This is a genomic window from Bradyrhizobium sp. CCBAU 11361 (assembly GCF_028128935.1).
Classification (GTDB): domain Bacteria; phylum Pseudomonadota; class Alphaproteobacteria; order Rhizobiales; family Xanthobacteraceae; genus Bradyrhizobium; species Bradyrhizobium niftali.
Genome location: NZ_LBJZ01000187.1, coordinates 19,502 through 32,145, shown reverse-complemented (window position 1 = coordinate 32,145; position 12,644 = coordinate 19,502). Strand labels below are relative to the sequence as shown.

Sequence of the window (12,644 nt, the reverse complement as noted above, 5' to 3'; positions counted from 1 at the left end):
GAGAGGTTGCCGAAGCACCGGCGCGATACGTTGACTACCGCCCCCTGAAATTCGCCGCGCGCCGTTCTTCCGTCGCCTTGACGCCTTCCTTGAAGTCTTCCGTTGCGCGCAGGCGGGTCTGCTCGGCGAGCTCGTGGTTGGTCGCGGCCATGACCCGGTCGGCGAGGCTGGCGCGCATCGTCGCGCGGGTCGACAGCAGGCCGAGCGGAGAGCACTCGGCGATTTCGCCGGCGAGCTTCATCGCGGCCGACTTCACCTGGTCCTGCGGCACCAGCTCGTTGGCGAGCCCCCATTTGACCGCTTCTTCGCCGGTGACGCGGCGGCTGGTGTAGAACATCAGCTCGGCGTTGTTCTTGCCGATCAGATCCGGCAGCGTCACGGTCAAACCGAAGCCGGGATGGAAGCCGAGTTTTGTAAAATTCGCGGAGAAGCGTGCCTCGGGGCAGGTGACGCGGAAATCCGCGGACACCGCGAGACCCAGGCCGCCGCCGATGGCCGCGCCCTGCACGGCGGCGACGATCGGCTTCTTGGCGCGGAAGATACGCACGGCCTGGATGTAGAGATGGCTGATCGGGCCAAGATTGTCCGCCGGATCGCCCTTCTTGTTAGCCTCGCGCGCTTCCTGGGCTTGTCGCGCCGGGTCGCCAAAATTGGCGCCGGCGCAGAACGCCTTGCCCTGCGCCGAGAGCACCGAGGCGCGGATCTCGATGTCGCGGTCGAACTCGTCGAGCGCATCCGCGATCTGGTTGATCAGCGAGATGTCGAAGAAGTTGAGCGGCGGACGGCGGATCTCGATGGTGCCGACGTGCCCGACCTTCTCGACGCCGATATCTGTATAGGTGCTCATTGATGGTCCTCGATTGAATTAGCGCAAGCCAAGCCCGCGGGCGATGATGCCGCGGAGCACCTCGGTGGTGCCGCCCTGGATGGTGAGTTTCGGTGCGGTCTTGATGGCGAAATCGAGCTGCCGCTCCAGCGTCTCGCGGTTGGTCGCGGTCTCCTCGACGAAAGCGGCGAGGTCGCGCACGCGATGCGGAAGCTGCTGCTCCCAGACCGTGCCGATGTCCTTGACGATGGACGCTTCCACCACGGGCTCCTTGCCGGCTTGCAGCATGCCGGCAACGGAGACCGACATGCGCCGCATGGTGTGGAGCTGCGCCACCAGCCGGCCGATGCCTTCGGCGCTGCGCGTGTCCGGATTGGGGCCGACCGCGCGGACGAGCTCGGTCAGAACGTAGTAGGTTTCCAGGAAGCGCTCGGGGCCCGAACGCTCATAGGCGAGCTCCGATGTGGCTTGCTTCCACGCACCGTCGACTTCGCCGAGGACGTGATCATCGGGTACGAAGAAATCGGTGAAGACGACCTCGTTGAACTCGTACTGGCCCGTGATCTGGCCGATCGGGTTCACCTTGATGCCCGGCTGCTTCATCTTGACCAAGAACTGCGTCAGGCCGTGACGGCGGTTCTCCTTGGTCGGCGGCGAGGTCCGGAAGATCGCGATCATGTAGTCGGCGATGTGCGCCGACGAGGTCCAGATCTTGGTGCCGTTGATGAGATAGCCGCCGTCGGTCTTGGTCGCGCGCGTCTTCGCCGCGAACAGGTCCGAGCCGGAGTTCGGCTCGCTCATACCGATTGCAAAGCAGATCTCGCCGCGGCAGATGCGCGGCAGAATCTCCATCTTGATGTGTTCAGGGGCGTATTTCAGCAGCACCGGTCCGCTCTGGCGGTCGGCGACGAAGAAGCGCCGCGTCGGCGCATTGGCCACGCGCATCTCCTCGGTCACCACGTAGCGTTCGAGGAAGGAGCGCTCCTGGCCGCCGTATTTCTTCGGCCAGGTCATGCCCAGCCAGCCCTTGGCACCGACCCGGCGGGAAAATTCCGGCACGTCGGTGTCTTCGCGGTTGGGCTTGTGCGGATCGAAGGTGCCGGCGGCGATTTCCTCGGCGAGGAAGGCGCGGACTTCCTTGCGCAATTGCTCGCATTTCTCGGGCAGGCGGATCGGATCGAAACGGAGGGCAGCGGTCATGTGTTTCGTCTCCCGATCAACGCGAAGCTACGAGCGGCCACAATTCGTCGGCGCCGCGCCGGGCCACCAGCTTGCCGAGCTCGACGGCCCAGTGGCTTTCCGAACCGAAATCGTCGCGCCAGGCCAGCGCCCGCAGCGAATACCGGTGCAGGATGTGCTCGCTGGTGAAGCCGATGGCGCCGTGCACCTGGTGCGCGATGGCGCCGCCTTTCTCCGCGGCTTCCGCGCAGCGGATCTTTGCCGAGGCGGCCTCGAGGTAGACCTCGTCGTCGAATGACTTTGCGTTCGCGATGGCGTCGGCCGCGGACGTTGCGGCCGCAAGCGCGGCGGCGGATTCGCCGGCGAGACGGGCGAGGTTGTGCTGCACGGCCTGGAATTTCGAGATCTTCTTCTCGAACGCGACGCGCTCGTTGGAATAGCGCACCGAGATGTCGAGCATCGCTTCCAGCGCGCCCGCGATCTGAAGGCTGCGCGCGACGCCGCCCATCAGCATGAGCGTGGTCTGGTCGAAGCCCTTCACGGGCTTGACGGTGATGGGCTGGACCTTGTCGAGCGTCACGGTATCGCTGTGATCGTAGCCGACGTTGAGTCCGGATTCGATCCGGGCCTTGCCCGCATCGACCAAAGCAATCGAGATCCCATCCTTGCCGTGCGCCAGCACCGCAAAGTGCTTCGCCGCCTTGGCAAAGGGCACGCCGCGAGCGCGGCCGGAGAGCGCGCCGTCGGCATCGCGCGTGATGCGATCCTTCGGCGACGCCGGGACGACCGTCATCTCGCCTTCCGGCGAAGAAATCCTGGCCTGCGCCAGCAGCCAGCCCGCCAGCATGGTCTCGGCGAGGGGAACCGCGAGCGCGAAGCGGCCGGCAGCGTTGAGCAGCGCAAAGCCGTCAGCAAGGCTCGCGCCGGAGCCGCCGAGATCATCGGGCACCCAGGACAGCGGCAGCCCGGCTTCGCTCAGCGCCTGCCACAGCGGCGCCTGCCAGGAATCCTTCTTGTCGTTGTTGATGGTTTGCGGATCGGCGAGATCGGCGAAGATTTTTTCCGCGGTCTCGACGACGATATTGTCACTCTCCGCCACAGCGTTCCCCGTGTTTTGCCATTGGCGCGTCCCGCCAGGTCAAGCCGGCGCGCGGTCTCTTCTTGCGCCCGATGATCTGAAAAAGCCATGGCCCTGACAAGCGTTGATCGCAAGCCCATCTGCGGCACCGGCATGGGCGCGAGAACCGATCTGGACTAATTCCGCTTAGCGGAGTTTGCTCGATTTGCAGGGTGCGCCAAACTCGCTAAACAGGGCCAGCGACCCAAGGCTTGCATCAGATACAGGGGAAGGAAATCCGGATGGCCAAAGACAGCTTGTGCGCAATCGTGACCGGGTCCGCATCCGGACTTGGCGCAGCGACCGCGGAAATTCTCGCGCGGAGCGGGGCGCGGCTCGTCATCAACTATTCGTCGAGCCAGAAGGAAGCCGAGGCCACGGCAGAGCTCTGCCGCAACGCGGGCGCTGCGGAAGTCCAGGTCGCCCAGGGCGACGTTTCCAAGGATGTGGATTGCCGCAAGATCGTTGCGGCAGCCAGCGGCTGGGGCCGGCTCGACGTGCTCGTCAACAATGCCGGCACCACCAAGCATGTCGCGCACGCCGATCTCGACGGATTGTCGGCGGAAGATTTCCAGCGCGTCTACGGCGTCAACACCATCGGCCCGTTCCAGATGGTGCGTGCGGCGCGCAGCCTGCTGGAAGCCGGCGCGAAGGCGTCGGGGCGGCCGTCGGCGGTCGTCAACGTGTCGTCGGTCGCGGGCATCAGCGGCGTCGGCTCGTCGATCGCCTATGCCGCGAGCAAGGGCGCGCTCAACACCATGACGTTGTCGCTGTCGCGCGCGCTGGCGCCGCTGATCCGCGTCAACACGGTGTGTCCCGGCTATATCGACACGCCCTGGTTCACCAAGGGCCGCGGCGAGGCCGGCGCAAAGCAGGTGCGCGACAGCGTGGTGGCGAAGGTGCCGCTCAAGGTCGCCTCGAGCGCGGAGGACATCGCGCAGCTCGTCTGCTTCCTGGCGATGCCGGCCTCCAGCAACATGACCGGCGAGGTCGTGCGCATGGATGCGGGGATGCATTTGATTACGTGATGCTACGCGACGTCATTCCGGGCGATGCGTTAGCATCGAACCCGGAATCTCGAGATTCCGGGTTCGCGCTTTGCGCGCCCCGGAATGACGGCAACTACCCCTTGATCACGCCGCTCGCCACCAGCCGGTGCCAGATGAACAGCACCACCACCGCGCCGATCGTGGCCATGATGAAGCCGGCGCCCTGGTCCGGGCCGTAATGGCCGATCGCCTGGCCGATGAACGTCGCCAGAAACGCACCGGCGATGCCGAGGATGGTGGTGAGGATGAAGCCGCTCGGATTGTTCGGCCCCGGCGCGAGCCAGCGCGCGATGAGGCCGGCGATGAAGCCGACGACGATGATCCACAACAGGCCGCCCATGCTCATGACAATGCTCCCCTTCCCGAGAACGCGCAGATCAATCTTCGATTAAATTCTGCCCGAGAGTTCGTTCTCCGTCGGCAGCCGTCCGTCCGGCGTCAGGTGGTCGATCACCTGCGGCAGATATTGGCTGAGGCCGGAGAGCAGCTCCTCGCGCGACAGGCCGCTCTGGGCGGACAGGCTCTCGATCTGGTCCGCGCCGAGTGCGCTCGCGAGATCGCCGGGCGCGATCGGCTTGTTCTCGCCCTTGCCGACCCAGGAATTCGCGGCCTCGCCGTGGCCGCCCTGCTGGAGCTGATTGAGGAGATCGCCGAGCCCGCCGCTCAGGACGGTGCCGGCCGCGCCGCCTGCGAGCAGGCCGCCGAGGCCGCCTTTGAGCAGATCGCTGAGACCGCCGCCGCTTCCTCCGGGAAGCGTGGCGTTGCCAGTATTGACAGGCGTCGGAGGCGGCAGCGGTGAGCGCTGCTGCGGGGCAGGCGCCGCATCCGGCTGGCCAGCCGTCAGATGCTTGAACGCCTTCCAGGCGAGCAGGCCGAGCAGCGCCATGGTCATCGGCGACATGCCGCCGGAGGAATTCTCGGAGCTGGGTGTGCTGGGGCCGCGCGGGCCGTTCTGCATGCCGTTGAGGACGTCGAGTAGACCCATGGTGCTCTCCTTTGGCGTCTCGTCCGGCGAGTGCTCGCCGGTGACTGCCCCCGGGGCGAGAACATATGGGGCTCGCATGACGGTTACAAGGCGGCTGCGACGCGATGGGCAGCTGGCCTCGCCTCTGCTATCGAAGGCCGGTCATTCAGGGAGCGAGGTCAGTGGTTACGGATCGACCGATCGTGGTGGCTGGCGCGGGCGCCATCGGCTGTTTCGTCGGCGGCATGCTGGCGGCTGCTGGCCGCCGCGTCGCGCTGCTGGTGCGGCCGCGGATCAAGACCGAGATCGAGCGGTTCGGCCTGCGGCTGACCGATTTCGACGGCTCCGAGAAGAAGCTCGGGGCTGGCCAGCTCGCGCTCTCGGAAGACCCTTCGATCTTCCACAGCGCCGGCATCGTGCTGGTAACCGTGAAGAGCGCCGACACTGCCGATGTCGCGGAGCAGATCGCGCAGCACGCGCCGCAGGATGCCGTCATCGTGTCCCTGCAAAACGGCGTCGGCAATGTCGCGGTGTTGCGCGAGCGCCTCGGCGGCCGGCGCGTGCTGGCCGGCATGGTGCCGTTCAACGTGATCGCGATGGGCGAGGGTCGCTTCCACCGCTCGACCTCCGGCGACATTCATGTCGGAGAGGACGCCGGGAACACGGCCGGCGCGCTTTCGGTGGCTGGCCTTTCGATGCGCGCGAGCAGCGACATCACCGGCGTGCAATGGGGCAAGCTGATCATCAACCTGAACAACGCGCTCAGCGCTTTGTCGGACATGCCGCTCGCCGCGCAACTGGCAAACCGCGACTGGCGAAAATTATTCGCCGACCAGATGGCAGAGGGGCTGGCCGCGATGAAGGCCGCCGGCCTCAATCCGGTCTCAGCGACGCCGATCCCGCTGAACTTGACGCCGACATTGCTGAAATTGCCCGACATGATCTTCAACGCGATCCTGGGGCGGACCATGAAGATCGATCCCGAGGCGCGCTCCTCGATGTGGCAGGATCTGAAGCAGGGCCGCAAGACCGAGATCGACTATCTCCAGGGCGCGGTCATCGCGCTTGCCGAGCAGAACAATGTCGATGTGCCGCTGATGCGCCGCATTGTTGCGCTGGTCAAGGAGGCTGAAGTCGCTGGCAACGGCCCGCCCGGGCTGACGCCGCAGCAGATTCGCGGGTAGCGCCTGAGTGCATGCCGCGCGACCGGAGGAGCCACGATGAGGCGTTTCTCGATGATCGGATTCGCACTGGCCGTGCTCTGCGGCGCGTCGACGCTTGCGGAAGCCCGGCCGCCGACGGTCATGAACTCTCCCGGCTATGACAGGCGGTTGCAGGAGAGCAGGTCGCAGTTGGGCAGTTCACCGGCGACGGCGCCAGCGGATGCGCCGGTGGTCAAACCGAAGCGCAGCAAGAAGAAGCAGCCGAACTGAGAATGTGGGTGCGAATCTCTATCCAGCCCGTCATTGCGAGCGCAGCGAAGCAATCCAGAATCCCTCCGCGGAAAGACTCTGGATTGCTTCGCTGCGCTCGCAATGACGGCTGAGCCTCAGCTCACCCCTTCTTCGCCGCCGGCTTGCTCGGCGTCGGATTGAACAGCTTCTTCAGTTCGTTCAAGCTTTCCGATAGCCGCGGCCATTCGCAGGAGAACGAGCCCTTGGTGCAGGGCGCGCCCTTCGGTCGCTGGCCGACACTCTGCTGCACCTTCGGCCGCTCGACCGGGACGGGCACGCGCTCGACGTCGGTCCGCAGCGCGACCTGCTGGAACTGCTGCGCCTGTTTTTCCTGCTGCTCGCGCTGCTGACGCGCGGTGGCTTGGGCCGCTTCGTTGCTGCGGCGCTGATTGGCGAGATAGCCGGTGTAGGCTTCGTCGATCTTCTTCTGCTCTTCCGGCGTCGGGTTGGGACCTGCGATGTCGAAGGTGCGGTCCTGGAGGAAGTCGTAATAGGTGTAGCCGCCGCCTGCCTTGCGGCGGCCGGCGAACTTGGCGTTGCAGTCCGCAAGTGCGGATGTCTTCTCGGCCTTGGTTGCGGCCTTCTCGGCGGCATCAGCGCATTCCTCGAAGTCGACGGGCGCGCGCTTCCACCATTGCGCCTGGGCATGCGTGTGCGTCAGCAGAAAAAATCCTGCTGCGGCAACGAGAAGCGCCGCACGACGCGATGCAAACACGACCGACATTCTACGAGTGCATTCCTTGCAAAACTCAACCCGAACTGAGTCGGGCCAATTTTTGCCCCTTTATCGCCGGCTTGTCACCCATGGAACCCGGGAATTTCATGGCTGCAATGCTGACATTTTTTGCTTGACGTGGCGCGGGAGTCACAGCCGCGCGGCATAGGATGCGCTTACAGTTTGATCGATCTGAATTTGGGGGAGAATCTCCGTCATGAGAGCGCTGGCCCGATTTGCCGCACTCGCCTTGGTGCTGATTTGCGGCCATGCCTTCGCGGCGGACGAGGATGCGCCCAACCGCAAGCCGGTGAAGGCGGTCGGCGATGCGCGGCTCTCGGTCGGCGGCCGGGGAATGCTGCCGCTCTACCTCTCCCGCGACTGGTCGATGCCGTTGCCGGCGATCTCGCGCGCCATCATCGTGCTGCATGGACGCCTGCGCAATGCCGACGAATATTACATATCGGCCAACAACGCGCAGGCAGCAGCAGGCGACGATGGCAAGAGCGCGCTCATGATCGTTCCGCAGTTCCTGGCGGAGATCGATATCGACGCGCACAAATTGCCGGAGGACACGCTACGCTGGTCGCTGGAGGGATGGGAGGGCGGCGATGCCGCGCTTGCGCCCAATCCGGTCTCCTCGTTCGAGGCGCTCGATGCGATCCTCGCAAAACTCTCCGACCGGCGCATCTTCCCGAACCTGAAGCAGGTCGTGGTTGCCGGCCATTCCGGCGGCGGGCAGGTCGCGCAGCGCTATGCCATCGCCGGCAAGGGCGAGGCGGCGCTGTCGCGCCAGCACATCGACATCCGCTATGTCGTCGCCAATCCCTCGTCCTATGCCTATTTCAGCGCCGACCGGCCGGTGCCGGCAATTGCTGCATCCTGTCAGGGCTACAACAACTGGAAATACGGCATGGGCGACCGTCCGCCCTATCTCGCCGACGCGACGCCGGCGGCACTGGAGCAGCGCTATGTCGAGCGCGAGGTGATCTATCTGCTCGGCACGCTCGACACCAATCCGAAGCATTCCGCGCTGGACAAGAGCTGCATGGCAGAGGCGCAGGGGCCTTATCGTTACGCCCGCGGCCACGCTTACGTGGACGCGATGGCCAAGCGCGACCACGGCACGCCCAATCACAGGGTCTGGGATGTCGCCGGCGTCGGTCATGACGGCGACAAGATGCTGACCTCGAAATGCGGGCTCGCGGCGCTGTTCGATATTCCGGGCTGCGGCGCGGAGCGCTGACGCCGCTGCCTTGAAGCTCCGGCTCCGGCGGTTACACTTCGCACCGCGAGCGCCTCACCCCGAGGCGCCGCCAGGAAGACGAAGTGGAAACGCCTGATGCTGCTGCCGCTGTCCGATGTGCCGCGCTGGTGGCCCCGCCGCGCGATGATTCCGGAAAAGTTCGTCGCACGCTGTTGCGCGGCGAGCGCGCTGCGTGGATGAAGGAAGGGCGCGCCTTCCGGATCTGGCCGGCGAAGGCGCGGGCGCACGCCGAATAAGAAAATTCACGAAAGGACTCTTTGACATGACCATCACCATCGCAGCCAACAGCGTGCCGAAGCCGCCGGCCGATATCATCGAGGGCTTTCGAGGTGCGCCCACGTCCGTGATCTCGGACAATCTCGCCAGGCTGCCGGGCGTGGTGGGGCTCAAACCCTATCATCGCGGCGGCAAGCTGGTGGGCACGGCCTTCACGGTGCGCACCCGTCCCGGCGACAATCTCGCCATCCACCGCGCGCTCGAGCTGGTCGGTCCCGGCGACGTCATCGTGGTCGATGGCGGCGGCGACGAGACCCGCGCACTGGTCGGCGAGATCATGAAGAACATCGCGCAGTGGCGCAAAGCCGAAGGCTACGTGATCGACGGCGCGATCCGCGACGTTGCGGCCTTCGCCGCGGACGACTTCCCATGCTATGCCCGCGCTGTGATCCACCGCGGGCCCTACAAGAACGGCCCCGGCGAGATCAACGTGCCTGTGTCGGTCGGCGGCAGCGTGATCTCGCCCGGCGACATCGTCGTCGGCGATGAGGATGGCGTGGTGTCGTTTCCCGCCGCCGGCGCGGCTGCGCTGCTGGAGGCGGTGCGCGCCCAGGTTGCGCGCGAGGAGGAGACCATGAAGGCGATCCGCGAGGGCCGCTATCAGGGCTCCTACGGCAAGTCCTGATCAAAAGAGAGGCATCGTTGGGCCAGAAGGACGAATTCCACATCCTCGACAATCCTGCCGACGGCGGCTTCGGCGCGACGTAAGGTTGCGAAAGCCTTTCGATCGCGCCCTGGCGGTGGGGGAAAACGGGTATTCTCGTTCGTCGTGTTGGGAGTGGCTTTTCGGCCCGCTCTCTGTGACGCGGCAGGCGATTGGCCTGGCTCAACCGAGGGACTCTGCCAGGCAGGCCTTGCATTTGCCTGACTGTCCTTGTCTGCTACAATCTTTCGGCGTCACAATGGTTGTGGCCGCCCCAGAGTTGTTGCGCCAGTGATGATGATCAGTGTCGACAACACGTCCCCGGACAACGGCTCGGATCAAGGGCGGCCGAGAAGGCGTACCGCAGCTACGATTTTCATCGATGTCGTCGGATATTCCCGGCTGATGGGAAGCGACGAGGAAGGCACGCATCAACGATGGATGTCGATGCGATCGGACGTTATCGAGCCGCGCGTCGCTTCAAATGCCGGTGAGGTAATCAAGAGTACCGGTGACGGCTTACTGCTGGAGTTCAGGAATCCGGTTGACGCAATCAGGTTCGCGCTCGGCATGCAGATGCATCTGGCCGAATCGTCATCAGCCGGTAGCAACCCGCTGCAGTTGAGGATGTCGGCAAATGTCGGCGACGTCATCGCCGAGCGTGACGACATCTACGGGGACGGAGTCAATATTGCAGCCCGGCTTCAGGAATTCGCCGGCCCGGGCGGGGTCGTGATTTCCGGGGCCATTCACGATCAGGTGAAGGATCATCTGCGCTACCAAGCCGCCGATCTGGGATTCCTCACGCTCAAGAATATCGAGCGGCGCATCCGGGCATTCAAGATAGCGCATCACGACCTACGGGCTCCGACAATCTCGGTGGCCCATTCGCTCAAGCCGTCCGTGGCAGTATTGCCGCTGCAGATGCTCGGCCTTCAGGCGGCGGATGCCTATCTCGCGCAGGGAATCGTCCACGATATCGTCGCCTCGCTGGCGGGTATTCGCGAATTGTTCGTCGTATCCAGCACGTCCACACTTGGGTTCACCGGTCCTACCGTCGACCCTGCTGCCGTTTGCCATCGCCTTGGCGTGCGATATCTCGTCACGGGAACGCTCAAGCGTCACGGCGAGGTGCTGCGGATGCGGGTGGAATTGATCGATGTCGATACGCGGTCCATGCTGTGGACCAACCAGTACGAGGCGTCGATCAGCCAGTTGTTTGACGTGCAGGAGAAGATCGCAACCAGCATCGCATACGCGCTCCTGCCGCATATCCATATCTCCGAGCTGCAGCACGCCGAGCGCAAGGCGCCGCAGAGCATGAACGCTTACGACCTGGTCCTGCAGGGCATGTATCGCCTGTATCGCCTCGGTCACGACGACATGCTTGCGGCGCGAAGCCTGTTCGAACGCGCCCTCGACCATGATCCGCAATATGCGGCGGCCTATGCCCTGATGGCAAAATGGTACATCCTGCACATCGGCGAGGGTCATTCCACCGACTTCAAGGCCGATTCCCGCGAGGCATTTCGACTTGCGTCGCGCGCGCTCGAGTTCGAACCGTCGGACCCAATGGCGCTCGCGATATTCGGGCACATCAATTCGTTTCTGTTCGGCGCGTATGACCGTGCCATCGATGCTTTCGACCGTGCCATTGGAGGAACGCCCAATTCCGCTATTGCGTGGTCCCTGAGCGCATCGACATACTGCTATCTCGGCGACGGACCACGTGCCGTGGCGCGCGCGTCTTACGGCATATCGCTGTCGCCGCTCGATCCGTACGCCTATTTCTATCAATCGGCGCTCACCAACGCGCACTACACCAATGAGACCTTCGACGATGCCGTGCACTGGGGCACGAAGGTCATGGCGGCGGCTCCGCAGTTTGCCGCTAATCTGCGGCTTCTTGCCGCGAGCCTCGTCGCCGCCGGCTCGCTCGAGCGGGCGCGCGAAGTTGGCGCCGCACACATGAGGATCGATCCCTCGTTCTCGGTTGAGAAATATTGCAGTTGGTACCCGATCAAGCAGCCGGATCGGCTAGCGCTTTTGGGCGAACGATTAATTGAAGCCGGGCTGCCTCGTTAACGTACGTGATGAATTGCGCCACGGCGCTCGATCGCTTCTCAGCAACGAAAAGGTTCTGTAGCGACAGCTCTGGAGGATCACATGGGAATGGGCATGGGAATGGGCATGGGAATGGGCATGGGCATGGGCATGGGTATGGGGATGGGGATGGGCATGGGCATGGGCATGGGTATGGCCTTCGGCGCTACGCCACCCGAGCTCGGCTTCCGACCCCTGACCCTGCAATACGACCTTGGGCCGAATACCGATCCGAGTTTCCCGGACCAATTGCTGCCCAAGGAATGCTGGAAAGACAGGGTCGGACCGTGGGATCCTGACGTTCTTTGTCTGCTCCCTCTCACGGAGTTCATAAGAGCCACCAATTGGGACACGATCGACGCGGACATCGTCGCGGAGCGGCCCAGGCTGCTCGATTGGAAGCCGGGCACGGCGGGCTATCAGGATTTTGTGGCCCGCGAGATCATCCAGCTACAGCTGCTCATGCAGACCGATCGCGAGCGCTACATGGGCGAAATCGTTGCGCAGCATGACAATGCACCCGGATACTGGGTGAGCCTGATGGCCGTCAACAATCGTGAGCACCACAATACGCTGGTGGTCATGAATCTTGCGGTCCGAATCGGCCAGATCGTGGCGGCCTTTTACAAGGTCAAGTACCACCGAACGCGACCGTCCTACGCCTGCCCAGGCCTGCTGCCGGCTTTCGGCCCACCAGCGCATGCTTCATTTCCAAGCGGTCATTCCTTACAGAGCTGGCTCATGTCGCTTTTCCTCGAGGAGGTAGCGCCTGCCTACAAAGAAGAGCTGTACTGGCTTGCAAAGCGGGTCGCGCTCAACCGTGAAAGGGCGGGAGTTCACTACCGAAGCGATACCGAAGCAGGCGAGTTCATTGCCACGAAGTGCAAGGCAAAGATCATGGCTCTGCCTGCCAACTCCGAGATCAAAGAGCTGCTCGAACGGGCCAAGAATGAGTGGAGCCAACCAGCAGCAATAGCCCCTGCCATCGCTCCGGTTTAGGTGGCATTGCGAGAGGTGATGACCGTCTATCCTGAGGGAACGCCGGTCCAGA

Annotated in this window: 13 protein-coding genes; 7 read left to right on the top strand and 6 right to left on the bottom strand. The window is 64.2% G+C overall.

The window, feature by feature from the left end; all coding sequences use genetic code 11:
- Nucleotides 1-34 precede the first annotated feature (34 nt).
- The 3 genes from XI08_RS27670 to XI08_RS27660 are packed head-to-tail and all read right to left on the bottom strand — an operon-like array spanning nucleotide 35 to nucleotide 3,104.
- Nucleotides 35-847 carry an enoyl-CoA hydratase/isomerase family protein gene (locus XI08_RS27670; RefSeq protein ID WP_271576803.1) on the bottom strand — a complete coding sequence of 271 codons (813 nt, stop codon included), beginning with the start codon at nucleotides 845-847 and terminating at the stop codon, nucleotides 35-37.
- An 18-nt stretch (nucleotides 848-865) separates the two neighbouring features.
- On the bottom strand, nucleotides 866-2,026 hold the full coding sequence (locus XI08_RS27665) for an acyl-CoA dehydrogenase family protein (RefSeq protein WP_027545202.1): 1,161 nt from the start codon (nucleotides 2,024-2,026) through the stop codon (nucleotides 866-868).
- Nucleotides 2,027-2,042: 16 nt separating this feature from the next.
- On the bottom strand, nucleotides 2,043-3,104 hold the full coding sequence (locus XI08_RS27660) for an acyl-CoA dehydrogenase family protein (protein ID WP_271576802.1): 1,062 nt from the start codon (nucleotides 3,102-3,104) through the stop codon (nucleotides 2,043-2,045).
- 260 nt (nucleotides 3,105-3,364) lie between these two features.
- On the opposite strand from XI08_RS27660, the gene XI08_RS27655 reads away from it, so the two are divergent.
- Complete coding sequence (locus XI08_RS27655) at nucleotides 3,365-4,150, top strand: SDR family NAD(P)-dependent oxidoreductase (RefSeq protein WP_271576801.1); 786 nt, start codon at nucleotides 3,365-3,367, stop codon at nucleotides 4,148-4,150.
- A 94-nt stretch (nucleotides 4,151-4,244) separates the two neighbouring features.
- Here XI08_RS27655 and XI08_RS27650 read toward each other — a convergent pair whose 3' ends face one another.
- Nucleotides 4,245-4,517, bottom strand: coding sequence for a GlsB/YeaQ/YmgE family stress response membrane protein (locus XI08_RS27650; protein ID WP_083926312.1), 273 nt, complete (start codon nucleotides 4,515-4,517; stop codon nucleotides 4,245-4,247).
- 42 nt (nucleotides 4,518-4,559) lie between these two features.
- Complete coding sequence (locus XI08_RS27645; RefSeq protein ID WP_271576800.1) at nucleotides 4,560-5,156, bottom strand: YidB family protein; 597 nt, start codon at nucleotides 5,154-5,156, stop codon at nucleotides 4,560-4,562.
- Between the two features lie 161 nt (nucleotides 5,157-5,317).
- Between XI08_RS27645 and XI08_RS27640 the strand changes: the two genes are divergently transcribed.
- Together XI08_RS27640 and XI08_RS27635 are read left to right on the top strand one after the other, a co-directional pair.
- A complete protein-coding gene (locus XI08_RS27640; RefSeq protein ID WP_271576799.1) occupies nucleotides 5,318-6,319 on the top strand; it encodes a 2-dehydropantoate 2-reductase in 1,002 nt (333 codons plus the stop codon).
- Nucleotides 6,320-6,355: 36 nt separating this feature from the next.
- Entirely contained in the window at nucleotides 6,356-6,568 is a 213-nt protein-coding gene (locus XI08_RS27635) for a hypothetical protein (protein ID WP_271576798.1), read from the top strand.
- A 121-nt stretch (nucleotides 6,569-6,689) separates the two neighbouring features.
- Here XI08_RS27635 and XI08_RS27630 read toward each other — a convergent pair whose 3' ends face one another.
- The gene (locus XI08_RS27630; protein ID WP_271576797.1) at nucleotides 6,690-7,313 is read right to left on the bottom strand and encodes a hypothetical protein; all 624 of its coding nucleotides are present in this window, start codon (nucleotides 7,311-7,313) and stop codon (nucleotides 6,690-6,692) included.
- 208 nt (nucleotides 7,314-7,521) lie between these two features.
- Between XI08_RS27630 and XI08_RS27625 the strand changes: the two genes are divergently transcribed.
- From XI08_RS27625 to XI08_RS27610, 4 genes are all read left to right on the top strand, one after another.
- Entirely contained in the window at nucleotides 7,522-8,550 is a 1,029-nt protein-coding gene (locus XI08_RS27625) for an alpha/beta hydrolase (RefSeq protein WP_271576796.1), read from the top strand.
- A gap of 283 nt (nucleotides 8,551-8,833) precedes the next feature.
- Nucleotides 8,834-9,472: an RraA family protein gene (locus XI08_RS27620; protein ID WP_271576795.1), complete on the top strand. Its 639-nt coding sequence runs from the start codon at nucleotides 8,834-8,836 to the stop codon at nucleotides 9,470-9,472.
- Between the two features lie 312 nt (nucleotides 9,473-9,784).
- The gene (locus XI08_RS27615; RefSeq protein ID WP_271576794.1) at nucleotides 9,785-11,575 is read left to right on the top strand and encodes an adenylate/guanylate cyclase domain-containing protein; all 1,791 of its coding nucleotides are present in this window, start codon (nucleotides 9,785-9,787) and stop codon (nucleotides 11,573-11,575) included.
- Nucleotides 11,576-11,656: 81 nt separating this feature from the next.
- A complete protein-coding gene (locus XI08_RS27610; protein WP_271576793.1) occupies nucleotides 11,657-12,592 on the top strand; it encodes a phosphatase PAP2 family protein in 936 nt (311 codons plus the stop codon).
- The last annotated feature ends 52 nt before the right edge of the window (nucleotides 12,593-12,644 follow it).

Bases quoted from the DNA above. Each gene is read 5' to 3' on its own strand.
- XI08_RS27670 (WP_271576803.1), bottom strand. From the start codon at position 847: ATGAGCACCTATACAGATATCGGCGTCGAGAAGGTCGGGCACGTCGGC.
- XI08_RS27665 (WP_027545202.1), bottom strand. From the start codon at position 2,026: ATGACCGCTGCCCTCCGTTTCGATCCGATCCGCCTGCCCGAGAAATGC.
- XI08_RS27655 (WP_271576801.1), top strand. From the start codon at position 3,365: ATGGCCAAAGACAGCTTGTGCGCAATCGTGACCGGGTCCGCATCCGGA.
- XI08_RS27650 (WP_083926312.1), bottom strand. From the start codon at position 4,517: ATGAGCATGGGCGGCCTGTTGTGGATCATCGTCGTCGGCTTCATCGCC.
- XI08_RS27645 (WP_271576800.1), bottom strand. From the start codon at position 5,156: ATGGGTCTACTCGACGTCCTCAACGGCATGCAGAACGGCCCGCGCGGC.
- XI08_RS27635 (WP_271576798.1), top strand. From the start codon at position 6,356: ATGAGGCGTTTCTCGATGATCGGATTCGCACTGGCCGTGCTCTGCGGC.
- XI08_RS27630 (WP_271576797.1), bottom strand. From the start codon at position 7,313: ATGTCGGTCGTGTTTGCATCGCGTCGTGCGGCGCTTCTCGTTGCCGCA.
- XI08_RS27625 (WP_271576796.1), top strand. From the start codon at position 7,522: ATGAGAGCGCTGGCCCGATTTGCCGCACTCGCCTTGGTGCTGATTTGC.
- XI08_RS27620 (WP_271576795.1), top strand. From the start codon at position 8,834: ATGACCATCACCATCGCAGCCAACAGCGTGCCGAAGCCGCCGGCCGAT.
- XI08_RS27615 (WP_271576794.1), top strand. From the start codon at position 9,785: ATGATGATCAGTGTCGACAACACGTCCCCGGACAACGGCTCGGATCAA.
- XI08_RS27610 (WP_271576793.1), top strand. From the start codon at position 11,657: ATGGGAATGGGCATGGGAATGGGCATGGGAATGGGCATGGGCATGGGC.